A 19,358-nucleotide genomic window follows, 5' to 3' on the forward strand; every position below is an offset into this window, starting at 1 on the left:
ATTAATGGCTTTTTGCTGTTTTTTTCCGCAGTTGATACAATGCCTCGAAAATGCCCTTGCGAAGGTGATTCGCTTTGGTTAGTATTCACACCCGCTTCAGTGGGAAACAAAATCCTGCTAATTGGTCGAAGCATTGGTATGCGGCAAATCCGCAAGGAACAGGTTGATTATGTACGAAGCTCTTTTAGTTATTTTCCTTATTGTAGCCATCGCTCTCGTAGCGCTGATTATGCTACAGCAAGGTAAAGGCGCTGATATGGGAGCCTCCTTCGGAGCAGGCGCTTCTGGTACGCTGTTCGGTTCAAGTGGTTCTGCGAACTTCATGACCCGCACGACGGCGATTCTGGCTACGCTGTTCTTCATTATCAGTCTGGTGCTGGGCAATATCAACAGCAACAAGACCAGTAAAGGAAGCGAGTGGGAAAATCTGAGCGCGCCAGCAAAAACTGAGCAAACTCAGCCAGCTGCACCGGCTAAGCCAACCAGCGATATCCCGCAGTAAGTATTCCGTACCGAGGTGGTGGAATTGGTAGACACGCTACCTTGAGGTGGTAGTGCCCTAACGGGCTTGTGGGTTCGAGTCCCATCCTCGGTACCAATATTCCAGAAGAAAGACGTCGCAAGACGTCTTTTTTTCGTCTCTATATTCTGTGTTTCCGATCTATTGTAGGGCGGGTAAGCGCAGCGCCACCCGCCGTTTTGCCCGGTGGCGCTGCGCTTACCGGGCCTACGAAGACCACAAAAAAGGCGCCCATTGGGCGCCTTTTGCATGTCTTGCTGTCGATTACTTCTTATCGCTGTGTTCCAGGTTCTCAACCTGCGGCAGACCATTACCGGAATTCGCGGAGAGCAGGCCATTCTCAACATAGTTGAACAGCTTCTCACGGGTATCGGTGATGTCCAGGTTACGCATGGTCAGCTGGCCAATACGATCGTCCGGAGAGAATACTGACTCACCTTTCTCCATGGTCAGACGCTCTGCTTTATAGGTCAGGTTGTCAGACACGGTGTTCAGGATGGAGTAGTCGTTACCGCGACGCAGTTCCAGGGTCACTTCGCCGGTGATGGCGCTTGCCACCCAACGTTGCAGGGCGTCACGCAGCATCAGCGCCTGTGGATCAAACCAGCGACCCTGATACAGCAGTTTGCCCAGCTGACGGCCATGAGCGTGATACTGCTCAATGGTGTCTTCGTTGTGAATACCGGTCAGCAGACGCTCATAAGCGATGTGCAGCAGCGCCATCCCTGGAGCTTCGTAAATGCCGCGGCTTTTTGCTTCGATGATACGGTTTTCGATCTGATCGCTCATACCCAGCCCGTGACGACCGCCGATGCGGTTTGCTTCCAGCATCAGTTCAACATCGTCGGAGAAGGTTTTACCGTTCAGGGCAACCGGATGACCGCGTTCGAAACGCACGGTCACTTCTTCCGCCGGGATCTTAACGTTCTCATCCCAGAACTTCACGCCCATGATCGGGTTAACAATTTTTACGCTGGAGTTCAGGAATTCCAGGTCTTTCGCTTCATGCGTCGCACCCAGCATGTTGGAGTCGGTTGAGTAGGCTTTCTCAACCGACATCTTGTAGTCAAAGCCGCAGGCAATCATAAACTCAGACATTTCATGACGGCCACCCAGCTCGTCGATGAAGTCGGTATCCAGCCACGGTTTGTAGATCTGCAACTCGGCGTTGGTCAGCAGGCCATAACGATAGAAACGTTCAATATCGTTGCCTTTATAGGTGCTACCGTCCCCCCAGATGTTCACGCCATCTTCTTTCATGGCGGCGACCAGCATAGTGCCGGTGACGGCACGACCCAGCGGGGTGGTATTGAAATAGGTCAGGCCGCCGGTAGTGTTATGGAAAGCACCGCACTGGACCGCGGCAATCCCTTCGGCGACCAGCTGCTTACGGCAGTCGATCAGACGTGCGTTCTCTGCGCCATATTCCATGGCACGACGAGGGATCGCGTCATAATCTTCCTCGTCCGGCTGACCCAGGTTCGCAGTATATGCATAAGGAACCGCTCCCTTCTGGCGCATCCACAGCAGTGCAGCGCTGGTATCCAGGCCGCCAGAAAAAGCGATGCCAATACGTTGTCCTACCGGGAGATGCTTGAGAATCGTCGTCATATAATAAAACCCTGCTTGATTGACTGATTAGAGACCGCTTTCGCTCTCGATGCATTTTTATGCAAAATAAGTGAGTATTCATTTAATCATCTTTTATCGACGACCGAAAGAGACGTGTGCGTTTTTTGTAAAAATTTCCCTTTTATTGCCCTGGCCGAAGTTGGGTTGACAGGTGGGGGCAACTATCAATATACTGAATGCCGATTTTACGTCCCGTCTTCGGTACCAAATCCCAGCATTATTTGCAAATTCTGTCCAAAACGCGTAGAATTTGCCACGTTTCAGGCGCGGGGTGGAGCAGCCTGGTAGCTCGTCGGGCTCATAACCCGAAGGTCGTCGGTTCAAATCCGGCCCCCGCAACCACTTTCCCATAAAGTTCTTTTTCAAATATACTGTGAAGACTTAGAGCCTTCGTAGCTGGATTTGAAAAAATGCTTTCGGAGAGTGCTCCAGGCCACAGTTGTGGCTATAGGGTTCAGTTATCTAAAGCCCCGATTTATCGGGGTTTTTTGTTATCTGACTACAGAATAACTGGGCTTTACGCCCTTTTTTTATGTCTTGGGGGTGGGCTTGTCCACATTAGAGCAAAAATTAACAGAGATGATTACTGCGCCGGTCGAAGCACTGGGCTACGAACTGGTCGGCATCGAATTCGTTCGCGGCCGTACATCCACACTGCGCATCTATATTGATAGTGAAGATGGCATCAATGTTGATGATTGTGCTGATGTCAGCCACCAGGTGAGTGCGGTTCTTGATGTTGAAGATCCGATTACCGTTGCGTACAACCTGGAAGTTTCCTCACCTGGCCTCGATCGTCCGATGTTCACGGCCGAGCACTACGTGCGCTTTACCGGTGAAGAAGTGGCTCTCGTTCTGCGTATGGCCGTACAGAATCGCCGTAAATGGCAGGGAATTATCAAAGCCGTTGATGGTGAAATGATCACGGTGACAGTCGAAGGCAAAGATGAAGTGTTCGCGCTGAGTAATATCCAGAAGGCGAACCTGGTTCCCCACTTTTAACAGTCTGGATTGAGGTGAAAAGCCCGCGATGAACAAAGAAATTTTGGCTGTTGTTGAAGCCGTCTCCAACGAGAAATCACTGCCGCGTGAGAAGATTTTCGAAGCGCTGGAAAGTGCACTGGCTACAGCAACCAAGAAAAAATACGAACAAGAGATCGATGTTCGCGTAGAAATCGATCGTAAAAGCGGTGACTTCGATACATTCCGTCGTTGGGTAATCGTTGAAGAAGTGACCCAACCGACCAAAGAGATCACCCTGGAAGCGGCACGTTTTGAAGACGAAAGTCTGAACGTGGGTGACTACGTTGAAGATCAGATTGAATCTGTTACCTTCGACCGTATCACCACCCAGACCGCGAAGCAGGTTATCGTGCAGAAAGTTCGCGAAGCCGAGCGCGCGCTGGTTGTCGATCAGTTCCGCGATCAGGAAGGCGAAATCATCACTGGCGTGGTGAAGAAAGTGAACCGCGACAACATCTCTCTGGAGATCAAATCCGAAGGACTGCCGGGTAACGCTGAAGCCGTCATCCTGCGCGAAGACATGCTGCCGCGTGAAAACTTCCGCCCAGGCGATCGTATTCGTGGTGTGCTGTATGCCGTACGTCCTGAAGCGCGTGGTGCACAGCTGTTCGTGACGCGTTCTAAACCAGAAATGCTGGTTGAACTGTTCCGTATCGAAGTGCCGGAAATCGGCGAAGAAGTTATCGAAATCAAAGCGGCGGCCCGCGATCCGGGCTCCCGTGCGAAAATTGCGGTGAAAACCAACGACAAGCGTATCGACCCGGTCGGTGCTTGCGTCGGTATGCGTGGCGCACGTGTTCAGGCGGTTTCTACCGAACTGGGCGGCGAGCGCATTGATATCGTTCTGTGGGACGACAACCCGGCGCAGTTCGTGATCAACGCAATGGCACCGGCTGATGTGGCGTCTATCGTTGTTGACGAAGACAAACACACCATGGATATCGCTGTAGAAGCGGGCAACCTGGCGCAGGCGATTGGCCGTAACGGTCAGAACGTACGTCTGGCGTCACAGCTGAGCGGCTGGGAACTCAACGTGATGACCGTTGATGACCTTCAGGCCAAGCATCAGGCTGAAGCCCACGCGGCGATCGATACCTTCACCAAATACCTGGACATTGACGAAGACTTCGCCACTGTGCTGGTTGAAGAAGGTTTCTCTACGCTGGAAGAACTGGCCTACGTGCCAATGAAAGAGCTGCTGGAAATTGACGGTCTGGATGAACCAACCGTTGAAGCCCTGCGTGAACGCGCTAAAAACGCACTGACCACCCTGGCGCTGGCTCAGGAAGAAAGCCTTGGCGATAAGAAGCCGGCTGATGACCTGCTGAATCTGGAAGGTCTTGATCGTGCGATTGCGTTCAAGCTGGCTGCCCGTGGTGTTTGTACGCTGGAAGATCTCGCTGAGCAAGGCGTTGATGACCTGGCCGATATCGAAGGTTTAACCGACGAGAAAGCCGGCGAACTCATCATGGCCGCACGTAATATTTGCTGGTTCGGCGACGAAGCGTAATAAACTGTAGCAGGAAGGAACAGCATGACTGATGTAACTGTAAAATCGCTGGCTGCTGAGATTCAGACCTCCGTGGACCGCCTGGTACAGCAATTTGCTGATGCAGGGATCCCGAAGTCCGCTGATGACTCGGTGACCGCGCAAGAAAAACAAACCTTGTTAGCGCACCTGAACCGTGAACACGGCTCTACGCCTGACAAGTTAACGCTACAGCGTAAAACGCGTAGCACGTTGAACATCCCTGGTACCGGTGGCAAAAGCAAGTCGGTACAAATTGAAGTCCGCAAGACGCGCACCTTTGTAAAACGTGATCCGCAAGAGGCAGAACGCCTTGCCGCGGAAGAGCAGGCACAGCGTGAAGCGGAAGAACAAGCTCAGCGTGAGGCAGAAGCCACTGCCAAACGTGAAGCAGAATTAAAAGCTGAACGTGAGGCCGCAGAAAAAGCGAAACGCGACGCCGGTGAAAAAGCGAAGCGTGACGCTGCGGAAAAAGACAAAGTGAGCAATCAACAGACCGACGAAATGACCAAAACTGCCCAGGCTGAAAAAGCCCGCCGTGAAAATGAAGCTGCCGAGCTGAAGCGTAAAGCGGAAGAAGAAGCCCGCCGCAAGCTTGAAGAAGAAGCTCGCCGCGTCGCCGAAGAAGCGCGTCGCATGGCAGAAGAAAACGAGAAGAATGGTGTGAATACCGCTGAACCAACTGAAGATACCAGCGATTATCACGTCACCACGTCTCAGCATGCGCGTCAGGCAGAAGACGACAACGACCGCGAAGTAGAAGGTGGTCGTGGTCGTACTCGCAGTGCAAAAGCTGCGCGTCCTGCGAAAAAAGGTAACAAACACGCTGAATCAAAAGCTGACCGTGAAGAAGCGCGTGCAGCGGTTCGCGGCGGTAAAGGTGGTAAGCGTAAAGGTTCCGCTCTCCAGCAGGGCTTCCAGAAGCCTGCTCAGGCCGTTAACCGTGACGTTGTGATCGGCGAAACCATCACCGTTGGCGAACTGGCTAACAAGATGGCGGTGAAAGGCTCTCAGGTCATCAAAGCGATGATGAAACTGGGCGCAATGGCCACCATCAACCAGGTCATCGACCAGGAAACCGCACAGCTGGTTGCCGAAGAGATGGGCCACAAAGTTATCCTGCGTCGTGAAAACGAGCTGGAAGAAGCAGTCATGAGCGACCGTGATACGGGCGCAGCGGCTGAACCGCGCGCACCGGTTGTGACCATCATGGGCCACGTTGACCACGGTAAAACCTCTCTGCTTGACTACATTCGTTCTACTAAGGTTGCCTCCGGCGAAGCGGGTGGTATTACCCAGCACATCGGTGCTTACCACGTAGAAACCGAAAACGGCATGATCACCTTCCTGGATACCCCAGGCCACGCAGCGTTTACCTCAATGCGTGCTCGTGGTGCTCAGGCAACGGATATCGTTGTTCTGGTTGTTGCTGCCGACGATGGCGTGATGCCGCAGACCATTGAAGCTATCCAGCACGCGAAAGCGGCGCAGGTGCCTCTGGTTGTTGCAGTCAACAAAATCGATAAGCCAGAAGCTGATATGGATCGCGTGAAGAACGAACTGTCCCAGTACGGCGTTATGCCGGAAGAGTGGGGCGGTGAAGCGCAGTTCATCCCTGTATCTGCAAAAGCAGGTACCGGTATCGACGACCTGCTGAACGCTATCCTGCTTCAGGCTGAAGTTCTGGAGCTGAAAGCGGTTCGTAAAGGTATGGCGAGCGGCGCGGTAATCGAATCCTTCCTGGATAAAGGTCGTGGTCCGGTTGCAACCGTTCTGGTTCGCGAAGGTACTCTGCACAAGGGCGACATCGTTCTGTGTGGTTTCGAATACGGTCGCGTTCGTGCGATGCGTAACGAACTGGGTCAGGAAGTGCTGGAAGCGGGTCCGTCCATTCCAGTGGAAATCCTGGGGCTGTCCGGTGTTCCGGCTGCCGGTGACGAAGTAACCGTCGTACGTGACGAGAAGAAAGCGCGTGAAGTCGCTCTGTATCGTCAGGGTAAATTCCGTGAAGTGAAGCTGGCTCGTCAGCAGAAATCTAAACTCGAGAATATGTTCGCCAACATGACCGAAGGCGAAGTTCACGAAGTGAACGTTGTTCTGAAAGCGGACGTTCAGGGTTCTGTGGAAGCGATCTCCGACTCCTTGCTGAAACTGTCTACCGACGAAGTGAAAGTGAAGATCATCGGTTCTGGCGTAGGTGGTATCACCGAAACCGACGCAACTCTGGCAGCAGCGTCCAACGCGATCCTGGTTGGCTTCAACGTTCGTGCTGACGCATCTGCGCGTAAAGTGATTGATGCTGAAAGCCTGGATCTGCGTTACTACTCCGTCATCTATAACCTGATTGACGAAGTGAAAGCAGCGATGAGCGGCATGCTGTCTCCTGAACTGAAACAGCAGATCATCGGTCTGGCTGAAGTACGTGACGTGTTCAAATCACCGAAATTCGGTGCGATCGCGGGCTGTATGGTTACCGAAGGGACCATTAAGCGTCACAACCCAATCCGCGTACTGCGCGACAACGTGGTTATCTACGAAGGTGAGCTGGAATCCCTGCGCCGCTTCAAAGATGACGTTAACGAAGTTCGTAACGGCATGGAATGTGGTATCGGCGTGAAGAACTACAACGACGTTCGCGTTGGCGATATGATCGAAGTGTTCGAGATCATCGAAATTCAGCGTACCATCGCGTAATCTTCGTCAACTGAAGATTAATTAGCGTAGGCCGGGTAAGCGAAGCGCCACCCGGCAGTAATTTTAAAAAGGGGCTTAAGCCCCTTTTTTGTCTGGAGAATTTATTATGGCGAAAGAATTTGGTCGCCCACAGCGCGTCGCGCAGGAGATGCAGAAAGAGATCGCTCTCATTCTGCAACGTGAAATCAAAGATCCACGCGTGGGTATGATGACCACCGTGTCTGGCGTGGAAATGTCCCGCGACCTGGCGTACGCCAAAGTGTTTGTAACTTTCCTGAATGACCAGGATGAAGACGCTGTGAAGAACGGCATTAAAGCGTTGCAGGAAGCCTCTGGTTTCATTCGCTCTCTGCTTGGCAAAGCGATGCGCCTGCGTATCGTGCCAGAGCTGACCTTCTTCTACGACAACTCGCTGGTTGAAGGTATGCGTATGTCCAACCTGGTGACCAGCGTGGTGAAACATGACGATGAGCGTCGTGTTAACCCGGCGGACGACAGCAAGGAGGACTGATGAGTCGTCCTCGTCGTCGCGGTCGTGACGTGCATGGCGTGCTCTTGCTGGATAAACCACAGGGCGCATCCAGCAACGACGTGCTGCAAAAAGTGAAGCGTATTTATAACGCCAACCGAGCAGGGCACACTGGCGCGCTGGATCCGCTGGCAACCGGCATGCTGCCGATCTGCCTGGGGGAAGCGACAAAGTTTTCCCAGTACCTGCTGGATTCCGATAAGCGCTACCGCGTGATTGCCAAACTGGGCCAGCGCACGGATACCTCCGATGCAGATGGCCAGGTGGTGGAAGAGCGCCCGGTGACCTTCAGCGCAGAGCAACTTGATGCGGCGCTGGACAGCTTCCGTGGTGATACTCTACAGGTGCCGTCGATGTATTCGGCGCTGAAATATCAGGGCAAAAAGCTCTACGAATATGCACGTCAGGGCATTGAGGTTCCGCGCGAAGCTCGTCCGATTACCGTGTATGAGCTGCTGTTCATTCGTCACGAAGGTGATGAACTCGAGCTGGAAGTACACTGTTCGAAAGGGACCTATATCCGCACCATCATTGATGACCTCGGTGAAAAGCTGGGCTGCGGCGCGCATGTGATTTATCTGCGTCGTCTGGCGGTCAGCAAATATCCGGTCGAACGCATGGTGACGCTTGAGCATCTGCACGCCCTGATTGAGCAGGCGCAAGCGCAGGGCGTTGCGCCGGCCGATCTGCTGGACCCGCTGCTGATGCCAATGGACAGTCCGGCAGTGGACTTCCCGGTTGTTAATCTTCCTTTAACATCGTCCGTTTACTTTAAGAACGGAAACCCGGTTCGCACAACGGGGGCACCGCTTGAGGGCCTGGTACGCGTGACGGAAGGTGACGAAGGGAAATTCATCGGTATGGGCGAAATGGACGGCGAAGGGCGTGTGGCGCCGCGTCGTCTGGTCGTCGAATATCCGGTCGAAGCGTGACGGTGATAACGCCTTACCTTGCGATAAGCAGGGGAGACGAGTAGAATATCGCCGCTTAACGCCTGGTAAATTGTTTAACAATCTGCGGGGCGTACATGGGATAGCTGAATTAGAGATCGGCATCCTTACATTCTTTATACTTTGGAGTTTGAAAATGTCTCTAAGCGTTGAAGCTAAAGCTAAAATCGTTTCTGAGTTTGGTCGTGGTACTAACGACAGCGGTTCTACCGAAGTTCAGGTTGCACTGCTGACTGCACAGATTAACCACCTGCAAGGTCACTTTGCAGAGCACAAAAAAGATCACCACAGCCGTCGTGGTCTGCTGCGTATGGTTTCTCAGCGTCGTAAACTGCTCGACTACCTGAAGCGTAAAGATGTTGCACGCTACACCGCGCTGATCGAGCGTCTGGGTCTGCGTCGCTAATTCTTGCGAGTTTCAGAAAAGGGGGCCTGATGGCCCCTTTTTTCAACCAGACGGCAGCAATTCAATGGAAACTATTGTATTGTTGCTATAAATGATCTTCATTGCAGAGGTTCGCGCGGCTAATGAGAGGCTTCACCCATGGGGGTGTCGGTTGTCATTAGTCGCGAGGATGCGAAGAAGGTCGGGTTAAATCGTCAGCACACCTGAGGTGTGCTTTCAAACATTTAAGAAAGGACAGAACTTTGCTGAATCCGATCGTTCGTAAATTCCAGTATGGTCAGCATACCGTCACGCTGGAAACCGGCATGATGGCGCGTCAGGCTACTGCTGCCGTTATGGTAAGCATGGATGACACTGCTGTATTCGTTACCGTAGTTGGCCAGAAAAAAGCTAAACCAGGTCAGGACTTCTTCCCGCTGACCGTTAACTACCAGGAGCGTACCTACGCTGCCGGTAAAATCCCAGGTGGCTTCTTCCGTCGTGAAGGCCGTCCAAGCGAAGGCGAAACCCTGATCGCGCGTCTGATTGACCGCCCGGTTCGTCCGCTGTTCCCGGAAGGCTTCGTGAACGAAGTGCAGGTTATCGCAACCGTTGTTTCCGTTAACCCGCAGGTTAACCCGGACATCGTTGCGATGATCGGTGCGTCTGCTGCCCTGTCACTGTCTGGTATTCCATTCAATGGTCCAATCGGTGCTGCGCGCGTGGGTTACATCAATGATCAGTACGTGCTGAACCCAACTCAGGAAGAGCTGAAAGAGAGTAAGCTGGACCTGGTTGTCGCCGGTACTGAAGCCGCGGTGCTGATGGTTGAATCCGAAGCTGAACTGCTGAGCGAAGACCAGATGCTGGGCGCTGTGGTCTTCGGCCACGACCAGCAGCAGGTTGTTATCCAGAACATCAACGACCTGGTGAAAGAAGCCGGTAAACCACGCTGGGACTGGCAGCCAGAAGCGGCAAACGACGCGCTGAACGCACGCGTTGCTGCACTGGCAGAATCTCGTCTGAGCGACGCATACCGCATCACCGACAAACAGGAGCGCTATGCTCAGGTTGATGTGATCAAATCTGAAGTGACCGCGACCCTGGTTGCCGAAGACGAAACGCTGGACGCTAACGAAATTGGCGAAATCCTGCATGCCATCGAGAAAAACGTTGTTCGTAGCCGCGTACTGGCAGGCGAGCCGCGTATCGATGGCCGTGAAAAAGACATGATCCGTGGTCTGGACGTGCGTACTGGCGTACTGCCACGTACTCACGGTTCTGCGCTGTTCACCCGTGGTGAAACGCAGGCGCTGGTAACCGCGACCCTGGGTACTGCACGTGACGCACAGATCATCGACGAACTGATGGGCGAGCGCACTGACAGCTTCCTGTTCCACTACAACTTCCCTCCGTACTCTGTGGGCGAAACCGGTATGGTTGGCTCACCGAAGCGTCGTGAAATTGGTCACGGTCGTCTGGCGAAGCGCGGCGTGCTGGCAGTGATGCCAGAAGCAGACAAATTCCCGTACACCGTACGTGTGGTGTCTGAAATCACTGAATCCAACGGTTCTTCTTCCATGGCTTCCGTGTGTGGTGCTTCTCTGGCGCTGATGGATGCAGGCGTGCCAATTAAAGCCGCCGTTGCGGGTATCGCAATGGGTCTGGTGAAAGAAGGCGACAACTACGTTGTTCTGTCTGACATTCTGGGTGATGAAGACCACCTGGGCGATATGGACTTCAAAGTGGCGGGTTCCCGCGACGGTATCTCTGCCTTGCAGATGGATATCAAAATTGAAGGTATCACCAAAGAGATCATGCAGGTTGCTCTGAACCAGGCTAAAGGTGCGCGTCTGCACATCCTGGGCGTGATGGAACAGGCTATCAACGCGCCACGCGGTGATATCTCTGAATTCGCTCCGCGTATTCACACCATCAAGATCAATCCAGACAAGATCAAAGATGTTATCGGTAAGGGCGGTTCCGTTATCCGTGCACTGACCGAAGAGACGGGCACCACCATCGAAATCGAAGATGACGGTACTGTGAAGATCGCAGCAACCGACGGCGAGAAAGCGAAATACGCTATCCGTCGTATCGAAGAGATCACGGCAGAAATCGAAGTGGGCCGTATCTACAATGGTAAAGTGACCCGTATCGTTGACTTTGGCGCATTCGTTGCCATCGGTGGCGGTAAAGAAGGTCTGGTACACATCTCTCAGATCGCTGACAAGCGCGTTGAGAAAGTGACCGATTACCTGCAAATGGGTCAGGAAGTACCGGTGAAAGTTCTGGAAGTTGACCGCCAGGGCCGTATCCGTCTGAGCATTAAAGAAGCAACCGAGCAGTCTCAGCCTGCTGCGGCGCCGGAAGCTCCGGCTGCTGAACAGCAAGGCGAGTAAGGTTGCCATTTGCCCTCCGCGCAGGCGGAGGGCTTATTATCAGGCAGGACGCCTTGTTAAGCCGCCGGGGGACAGGACGTTCATCCAATAGTTGTCTTCGGGAGTGGGAAATGAAGCCTTTTTTGCGCTGGTGTTTCGTTGCGACAGCTTTAACGCTGGCAGGATGCAGCAACTCTGCCTGGCGTAAGAGCGAAGTCCTCGCAGTGCCATTGCAACCGACTTTGCAGCAGGAAGTCATTCTGGCACGCATGGAACAAATACTTGCCAGTCGGGCTTTAACCGATGACGAACGCGCACAGCTTTTATATGAGCGCGGAGTGTTGTATGATAGTCTCGGTCTGAGGGCACTGGCGCGAAATGATTTTTCACAAGCGCTGGCGATTCGACCTGATATGCCTGAAGTATTCAATTACTTAGGCATTTATTTAACGCAGGCAGGCAATTTTGATGCTGCCTATGAAGCGTTTGATTCTGTACTTGAGCTTGATCCAACTTACAACTACGCGCACTTGAATCGCGGTATCGCATTGTATTACGGCGGACGTGATAAGTTAGCGCAAGATGATCTGCTGGCGTTTTATCAAGACGATCCTAATGATCCTTTCCGCAGCCTGTGGCTTTACATCGTTGAGCAGAAGCTTGATGAGAAGCAGGCCAAAGAAGCACTGAAACAGCGCTTCGAGAAATCGGACAAGGAACAGTGGGGATGGAACATTGTCGAGTTCTACCTGGGCAACATTAGCGAAGCAACGCTGATGGAACGCCTCAAGGCGGACGCAACGGATAACACCTCGCTCGCTGAGCATCTCAGTGAAACCAACTTCTATTTAGGTAAGTACTACCTAAGTCTGGGGGATATGGACAGCGCTACGGCACTGTTCAAATTAGCGGTTGCTAACAACGTACATAACTTCGTTGAGCACCGTTATGCATTGTTGGAATTATCGCTCTTGGGCCAGGAGCAAGACGACCTGGCAGAATCGGACCAGCAATAGCTGACGACATAAACATCAGCCCGTAATCTTTTGATTGCCATCACCTTCACTGGTGAGGGCGTTGTTGTTCGTCAATACACCTAATTTGAGCCGGTTCACACTTTTCAATGAAAATTGCTAATCATTTTCACGATGAGCTAAGTAGACTGGCCGCCATTAATATCGAGGCACTTGTACTACATGGCTGAATTCGAAACCACTTTTGCAGATCTGGGCCTGAAGGCTCCTATCCTTGAAGCCCTTAACGATCTGGGTTACGAAAAACCATCTCCGATCCAGGCTGAGTGTATCCCACACCTGCTTTCTGGTCGTGACGTGCTGGGCATGGCCCAGACTGGTAGCGGTAAAACCGCAGCATTCTCGCTGCCGCTGCTGAACAACATTGATCCGGACCTGCGCGCGCCGCAGATCCTCGTCCTGGCTCCAACCCGTGAACTGGCTGTTCAGGTTGCTGAAGCCATGACGGAATTCTCTAAACATATGCGCGGCGTAAACGTGGTAGCCCTGTACGGCGGCCAGCGTTATGACGTGCAGTTACGCGCCCTGCGCCAGGGTCCACAGATTGTTGTCGGTACGCCGGGCCGTCTGCTGGATCACCTGAAGCGCGGTACCCTGGACCTCTCTAAACTGAGCGGTCTGGTACTGGACGAAGCCGATGAAATGCTGCGTATGGGCTTCATCGAAGACGTAGAAACCATCATGGCGCAGATCCCGGAAGGTCATCAGACCGCTCTGTTCTCTGCAACCATGCCAGAAGCGATCCGTCGCATTACCCGCCGCTTCATGAAAGAGCCGCAGGAAGTGCGCATTCAGTCCAGCGTGACCACTCGCCCGGACATCAGCCAGAGCTACTGGTCTGTATACGGCATGCGCAAAAACGAAGCGCTGGTGCGTTTCCTGGAAGCGGAAGATTTTGATGCGGCGATTATCTTCGTTCGTACCAAAAACGCGACCCTGGAAGTGGCTGAAGCCCTGGAGCGTAGCGGCTACAACAGCGCAGCGCTGAACGGCGACATGAACCAGGCCCTGCGCGAGCAGACCCTGGAGCGTCTGAAAGACGGTCGTCTGGATATTCTGATTGCAACCGACGTGGCAGCACGTGGTCTGGACGTTGAGCGTATCAGCCTGGTTGTAAACTACGATATCCCAATGGACTCCGAGTCTTACGTTCACCGTATCGGCCGTACCGGTCGTGCGGGTCGTGCAGGCCGTGCGCTGCTGTTCGTTGAGAACCGCGAGCGTCGTCTGCTGCGTAATATTGAACGCACCATGAAGCTGACCATTCCAGAAGCTGAGCTGCCAAACGCAGAACTGCTGGGCAAACGCCGTCTGGAAAAATTCGCCGCGAAAGTACAGCAGCAGCTGGAAAGCAGCGATCTGGATCAGTACCGTGCGCTGCTGTCCCAGATCCAGCCTGTCGCTGAAGGCGAAGAGCTGGACATGGAAACCCTGGCCGCAGCACTGCTGAAAATGGCGCAGGGCGAACGTAGCCTGATCGTGCCACCTGATGCGCCGATGCGTCCTAAGCGTGAGTTCCGTGACCGTGACGATCGTTTCGAACGTCGTGGCGACCGTAACGACCGTGGTCCACGCGGTGACCGTCCAGAGCGTGGTGGTGAAGACCGTCCACGTCGCGAGCGTCGTGACGCTGGCGAAATGGAACTGTATCGCATTGAAGTGGGCCGTGATGATGGTGTTGAAGTTCGTCACATCGTTGGCGCGATCGCTAACGAAGGCGACATCAGCAGCCGTTACATTGGTAACATCAAGCTGTTCGGTTCCCACTCCACCATCGAGCTGCCAAAAGGCATGCCGGGCGAAGTACTGCAACACTTTACTCGCACCCGCATCCTGAACAAGCCGATGAACATGCAGCTGCTGGGCGATGCACAGCCACGTCCTGACCGTGGCGGCGAACGTCGTGGCGGTGGTCGCGGTTTCGGTGGCGAGCGTCGTGAAGGCGGTCGCAGCGAAGGTCGCGGTGGTGAAGGCCGTCGTTTCTCCGGCGAGCGCCGCGAAAACCGTGGTCCACGCCGTGAAGAAGGTGCCAGCCGTCGTCGTTTCGGTGACGCGTAAGCCTTTCGCTTCTGACGTAAAGTAAAATATACAGCCCCGATAGTCGCTATCGGGGCTTTTTTTATTCCTTTTGTACTCTTGTACTGGTACAGTGCAGCACATTAAAATGCAGAACCACATTTTTCACTGGAGATAAGGCCGCATGGCAACACTAACCACCACCCAAACGTCACCTTCGCTGCTTGGCGGCGTGGTGATCATCGGCGGAACCATCATTGGTGCCGGGATGTTTTCCCTGCCTGTGGTCATGTCCGGTGCGTGGTTCTTCTGGTCGCTGGCGGCGCTGGTTTTCACCTGGTTCTGCATGCTCCATTCCGGGCTGATGATCCTTGAAGCAAACCTGAACTATCGCATTGGCTCCAGCTTCGACACCCTCACCCGGGATCTGTTGGGCAAAGGCTGGAACCTGGTGAACGGGCTGTCCATCGCGTTTGTACTCTATATCCTGACCTACGCGTACATTTCAGCGAGCGGGTCGATTCTGCATCACACCTTCTCAGAGATGTCGCTGAACGTTCCGGCGCGTCTGGCGGGTCTCTGCTTCGCGCTGGGCGTGGCGTTTATCGTCTGGATGAGCACCAAAGCGGTCAGCCGCATGACGGCAATCGTGCTGGGCGCAAAGGTCATCACCTTCTTTCTTACCTTCGGCAGCCTGCTGGGGCACGTCACGCCGGCCACGCTGTTTAACGTTGCCGAAACGAACACCTCTTATACGCCGTACCTGCTGATGACCCTGCCGTTCTGTCTGGCGTCGTTTGGCTACCACGGTAACGTACCGAGCCTGATGAAGTACTACGGCAAGGATCCGCGCACCATCGTGAAATGCCTGGTTTACGGCACGCTGCTGGCGCTGGCGCTGTATGTGATCTGGCTGCTGGGGACGATGGGTAACATCCCGCGTCCGGAATTTATCGGCATTGCGCAGAAGGGCGGTAACATTGATGTGCTGGTACAGGCGCTGAGCGGCGTGCTGAACAGCCGCAGCCTGGATCTGCTTCTGGTGGTCTTCTCGAACTTTGCGGTGGCGAGTTCATTCCTCGGCGTGACGCTGGGCCTGTTTGACTACCTGGCGGATCTGTTTGGTTTTGATGACTCTGCGACGGGGCGCTTCAAAACGGCGCTGTTGACCTTCCTGCCGCCGATTGTGGGCGGCCTGCTGTGGCCGAACGGTTTCCTCTACGCCATCGGCTATGCAGGACTGGCGGCCACCATCTGGGCGGCGATTGTACCGGCGCTGCTGGCGCGCAAATCACGTAAGCGCTTCGGCAGCCCGAAATTCCGCGTCTGGGGCGGAAAACCGATGATTGCGCTGATCCTGGTATTTGGTATCGGTAACGTGGTGGTGCACGTGCTGTCGAGTTTTAATCTGTTGCCTGTGTATCAGTAAAACGTGCGGTCTGAACCCCTCACCCCGGCCCTCTGCCGCAGGGAGAGGGAGAAAAGAATGTAGGCCCGGTAAGCGAAGCGCCACCGGGCAAAGCAAAAAAACTACCCCACCAACTCCTCTTTCACCTGCATTGCCAAATCAAACGAATGCAGACGCGCCTGGTGATCGAAAATCTGGCCGTTAACCATAATCTCATCCGCCTGGGTTTCACGCAGCACCGCCTCCAGCCCGTGACGCACTTTCGCCTTATCACCTACCAGCGACATACTCAGAGCCTGCTGCACGCCATACTGCTCGGAGGCCGACCACAGCTGATGCATATTCTCTACCGGCGGCGGCAGCTGGCCCGTCTCACCGCGACGCAGCTTCACAAACGCCTGCTGCATGGAGGTGAACAGGAATTCCGCGTCGCGGTTGCTGTCGGCGGCAATGATATTGATACAGACCATCGCGTACGGTTTCTCCAGACGCTCGGACGGTTTGAAGTGCGTGCGGTAGAGATGCAGCGCCTGATGCAGCATATCCGGTGCGAAATGCGAGGCAAACGCAAACGGCAGCCCCAACTGGGCGGCGAGCTGCGCGCTGTACAGACTTGAGCCTAACAGCCATACCGGGATCTTTTCCCCGTACCCCGGCACAGGACGCACGTGCGGGTTCGGATCCCGCGCGTCAAACCAGTCCACCAGCTCCGCCACATCGCGCGGGAAGTTATCGATATCGCCGCTCATATGGCGACGCAGGGCGCGCATGGTCGGCTGGTCGCTGCCCGGCGCGCGGCCAAGCCCTAAATCAATACGGCCCGGATAGAGGGTATTCAGCGTCCCGAACTGCTCAGCAATCACCAGCGGGGCGTGGTTTGGCAGCATCACGCCGCCGGAGCCCAGGTGCAGTGTGGTGGTATTCGCCGCCAGATAGCCAATCAGCACCGAGGTGGCGGCGCTGGCGATGCCCACCATATTGTGGTGTTCCGCCAGCCAGTAGCGGTGATAGCCGCGCTTTTCGGCAAGCTGAGCAAGATCGAGAGAGTGCGTGAAGGCTTCTCTGGCCGAGGAGCCTTGTGGGATCGGCGCCAGATCCAACACCGAAAACGGAATGGTTTTGTCAGTCATAACAGCTCACTTTGTCGACGGTCAATCTTTAATACTGCATTAAAAAATGATAACCGTTGTTAACAAAGTGAGCCTTTTTTATGCCTGCAATTCCAGCCCGGCGAGACGTCGCCAGTAACCGTTGCAGTCGCTGTTTGCCGTCAGAGGCAGCGGAGCAGCGCCATTTTCGTTGGCGCGGAAGGCGTCCAGCATGGCGAATACGCCGGTATCAAGCGGCGAAAGACGCACCATATCCACCAGCCCGTGCATTGACGCCAGTTCGTTGCCGAGGTTATAGACGTAACCGCTCATGGTCTGAATGCCGTTAAGAACAAACACCTGCTGATTCTCCTGCGACAGCATGCTGCGTCCGTTCGGGTACTTAATGCAGCAGGTTTCGCACTCGTCTTTCGGACGATCTTCGGAACGTGCGGTGAAGCAGCGGGCAGAGTAGGCCAGCGGCAGATGCCCATAGCTCAGAACTTCCACTTCAAACTTGTTGCGAATGACCAGCTCTTCGCACTGTGTAAGCAGGTTGGCCAGCCAGTCGCGGGAGAGTTCAACCGGCATGCACCAGCGGGTCATCCCCTGTTTGAGCAGCAGGCGCAGGGTCACGGCGTTATAGCAGTTCAGGGCATGTCCGGCGACAAACGGCAGCTTACGTTCGGCGCACATGTTCACCACGCCCAGGTCGCTCGCCTCCAGCAGGAACTCACCGTTTTCGACGTAGCGCTTCAGCTCGCCCAGTTCAGAGGACGCCTGCACCAGCGCCAGCGTCGAGAGCACCACCTGCTTGCCGCTGCCGGCCAGGCTTTTCGCCATATCCAGCCAGTCGCCCACTTTGGTGGCGCGGCGCTTGCTGCACACCGCTTCGCCGAGGTAAATCACATCGGCGCTGCTGTTAGCCGCCTGCTGGTAAAAATCTTCCAGCGTCTCTTTTGGCCAGTAGTAAAGCACCGGCCCTAATGAATATTTCATGATTATCTCACTGCCATTTACGGTGATACGCGCCGAGCGTGGTTTGGGTGCCTTCGGACATCGCGCCGAGCGTCTCCATCCATGCCGCCTGCGGAGCGTAGTATTGCGGGTCCGCCATGCAGCGGTCGATGGCCTGACGCCACACCTTTGCCACCTGGCTCACGTAGGCCGGGCTGCGCTGGCGGCCTTCGATTTTCACCGAGGCAATATTGGCGGCCAGCAGCTCTGGCAGCAGTTCCAGCGTGTTGAGGCTGGTGGGCTCCTCCAGCGCGTGGTAGCGCTCACCGTCCACCAGATATCGGCCTTTGCACAGCGTCGGGTAGCCCGCGTTTTCACCGTCCTGATAGCGGTCAATTAACACATCATTCAGGCGTGACTCCAGTCCCTGCGGCGTTTGCTGCCAGCGAACGAAGCGGGCAGGCGAGCAGGCGCCGACGGTATTTGGCGATTCGCCGGTCAAATACGAGGAAAGATAGCAGCGGCCTTCGGCCATGATGCACAGGCTGCCGAAGGCAAAAACCTCCAGCGGCACTGGCGTGACGCGCGCCAGTTGCTTAACCTGATGAATAGAGAGTACGCGCGGCAGCACTACGCGAGCCACGTCAAAGTGTCGATGATAAAAACGGACGGCCTCTTCATTGGTGGCCGATGCCTGAACAGAGACATGGCGCTCAATATGCGGATAACGTTCTGCCGCATACTCAAGCATGGCGAGGTCGGCCAGGATCAGCGCATCGGCGCCCAGCTGGGCCGCCATATCCACGGCGCGCTGCCAGCGGGCATAGCCATCAGGATGGGCAAAGGTATTGATGGCGATGTGCAGTTTGCGCCGGTGCTGGTGGACGAAGTTAACGGCTTCCTGAAGCTTTTTCTCCGTAAAGTTAAGACCCGCAAAATGGCGGGCGTTGGTATCATCTTTCAGCCCGATATAGACCGCATCGGCCCCATTTTCGATGGCCGCCTTAAGCGCCGGAAGGTTTCCGGCAGGGCAGAGCAGCTCCATAATTTATCCCGATGTTGTCGATCGCAGGGATCGTAAAAAATGTTAACGAGCTGGGATTTTAATTAACCCATACGCGACAATTTTTGATTTAAGGCAGCTAATGGCGTATTGATGGCACCAATAATGAGGTACACCGGACAACGGTTTGTTGATTTACGCCGCTATCTT

Annotated in this window: 16 protein-coding genes and 2 tRNA genes; 14 read left to right on the top strand and 4 right to left on the bottom strand. The window is 54.6% G+C overall.

Annotated features, from left to right (window positions below; all coding sequences use genetic code 11):
- Window positions 1–169 precede the first annotated feature (169 nt).
- Both secG and AM329_RS21115 read left to right on the top strand, forming a co-directional pair.
- Window positions 170–502, top strand: coding sequence for a preprotein translocase subunit SecG (gene secG / locus AM329_RS21110; protein WP_003861803.1), 333 nt, complete (start codon window positions 170–172; stop codon window positions 500–502).
- A 9-nt stretch (window positions 503–511) separates the two neighbouring features.
- Window positions 512–598, top strand: a tRNA-Leu gene (locus AM329_RS21115).
- 186 nt (window positions 599–784) lie between these two features.
- Here the strand turns inward: AM329_RS21115 and argG are convergent.
- On the bottom strand, window positions 785–2,131 hold the full coding sequence (gene argG / locus AM329_RS21120) for an argininosuccinate synthase (RefSeq protein WP_032607984.1): 1,347 nt from the start codon (window positions 2,129–2,131) through the stop codon (window positions 785–787).
- 286 nt (window positions 2,132–2,417) lie between these two features.
- Here argG and AM329_RS21125 point away from each other — a divergent pair.
- The 12 genes from AM329_RS21125 (at window position 2,418) to mtr (ending at window position 16,121) form a co-directional block, all read left to right on the top strand.
- A tRNA-Met gene (locus AM329_RS21125) sits at window positions 2,418–2,494 on the top strand.
- A gap of 207 nt (window positions 2,495–2,701) precedes the next feature.
- Window positions 2,702–3,154 (top strand): ribosome maturation factor RimP, encoded by a 453-nt coding sequence (rimP, locus tag AM329_RS21130; RefSeq protein WP_014833432.1) that lies wholly within the window; start codon window positions 2,702–2,704, stop codon window positions 3,152–3,154.
- Window positions 3,155–3,182: 28 nt separating this feature from the next.
- Complete coding sequence (nusA, locus tag AM329_RS21135; protein WP_003861798.1) at window positions 3,183–4,685, top strand: transcription termination factor NusA; 1,503 nt, start codon at window positions 3,183–3,185, stop codon at window positions 4,683–4,685.
- 24 nt (window positions 4,686–4,709) lie between these two features.
- Window positions 4,710–7,397, top strand: coding sequence for a translation initiation factor IF-2 (gene infB, locus AM329_RS21140; RefSeq protein WP_003861796.1), 2,688 nt, complete (start codon window positions 4,710–4,712; stop codon window positions 7,395–7,397).
- A gap of 106 nt (window positions 7,398–7,503) precedes the next feature.
- Window positions 7,504–7,908, top strand: coding sequence for a 30S ribosome-binding factor RbfA (gene rbfA, locus AM329_RS21145; RefSeq protein ID WP_003861793.1), 405 nt, complete (start codon window positions 7,504–7,506; stop codon window positions 7,906–7,908).
- Window positions 7,908–8,858, top strand: coding sequence for a tRNA pseudouridine(55) synthase TruB (truB, locus tag AM329_RS21150; protein ID WP_003861791.1), 951 nt, complete (start codon window positions 7,908–7,910; stop codon window positions 8,856–8,858). The genes rbfA and truB overlap by 1 nt, the downstream gene beginning before the upstream one ends.
- 154 nt (window positions 8,859–9,012) lie before the next feature.
- Window positions 9,013–9,282, top strand: coding sequence for a 30S ribosomal protein S15 (gene rpsO / locus AM329_RS21155; protein WP_003861789.1), 270 nt, complete (start codon window positions 9,013–9,015; stop codon window positions 9,280–9,282).
- Window positions 9,283–9,524: 242 nt separating this feature from the next.
- A complete protein-coding gene (gene pnp / locus AM329_RS21160) occupies window positions 9,525–11,663 on the top strand; it encodes a polyribonucleotide nucleotidyltransferase (RefSeq protein ID WP_003861786.1) in 2,139 nt (712 codons plus the stop codon).
- A 110-nt stretch (window positions 11,664–11,773) separates the two neighbouring features.
- Window positions 11,774–12,658: a lipoprotein NlpI gene (nlpI, locus tag AM329_RS21165; protein WP_003861782.1), complete on the top strand. Its 885-nt coding sequence runs from the start codon at window positions 11,774–11,776 to the stop codon at window positions 12,656–12,658.
- A gap of 107 nt (window positions 12,659–12,765) precedes the next feature.
- Window positions 12,766–12,846: a protein YrbN gene (yrbN, locus tag AM329_RS25670; RefSeq protein ID WP_097397692.1), complete on the top strand. Its 81-nt coding sequence runs from the start codon at window positions 12,766–12,768 to the stop codon at window positions 12,844–12,846.
- Window positions 12,839–14,734, top strand: a complete 1,896-nt coding sequence (locus AM329_RS21170; RefSeq protein WP_003861780.1) for a DEAD/DEAH family ATP-dependent RNA helicase — start codon at window positions 12,839–12,841, stop codon at window positions 14,732–14,734. Before yrbN ends, AM329_RS21170 begins: the two co-directional genes overlap by 8 nt.
- 142 nt (window positions 14,735–14,876) lie before the next feature.
- A complete protein-coding gene (gene mtr / locus AM329_RS21175; RefSeq protein WP_032607982.1) occupies window positions 14,877–16,121 on the top strand; it encodes a tryptophan permease in 1,245 nt (414 codons plus the stop codon).
- Between the two features lie 101 nt (window positions 16,122–16,222).
- Here the strand turns inward: mtr and AM329_RS21180 are convergent, their stop codons facing one another.
- The 3 genes from AM329_RS21180 to AM329_RS21190 form a co-directional block, all read right to left on the bottom strand.
- Window positions 16,223–17,230, bottom strand: a complete 1,008-nt coding sequence (locus tag AM329_RS21180) for an LLM class flavin-dependent oxidoreductase (protein WP_006812112.1) — start codon at window positions 17,228–17,230, stop codon at window positions 16,223–16,225.
- A gap of 78 nt (window positions 17,231–17,308) precedes the next feature.
- Window positions 17,309–18,187 carry a U32 family peptidase gene (locus tag AM329_RS21185; protein WP_032607979.1) on the bottom strand — a complete coding sequence of 293 codons (879 nt, stop codon included), beginning with the start codon at window positions 18,185–18,187 and terminating at the stop codon, window positions 17,309–17,311.
- 7 nt (window positions 18,188–18,194) lie between these two features.
- Window positions 18,195–19,190: a peptidase U32 family protein gene (locus tag AM329_RS21190; RefSeq protein WP_032607978.1), complete on the bottom strand. Its 996-nt coding sequence runs from the start codon at window positions 19,188–19,190 to the stop codon at window positions 18,195–18,197.
- Between the last annotated feature and the right edge of the window lie 168 nt (window positions 19,191–19,358).

The organism is Enterobacter cloacae complex sp. AR_0002 (assembly GCF_001922365.1).
GTDB classification, from domain to species: Bacteria; Pseudomonadota; Gammaproteobacteria; order Enterobacterales; family Enterobacteriaceae; genus Enterobacter; species Enterobacter hormaechei_C.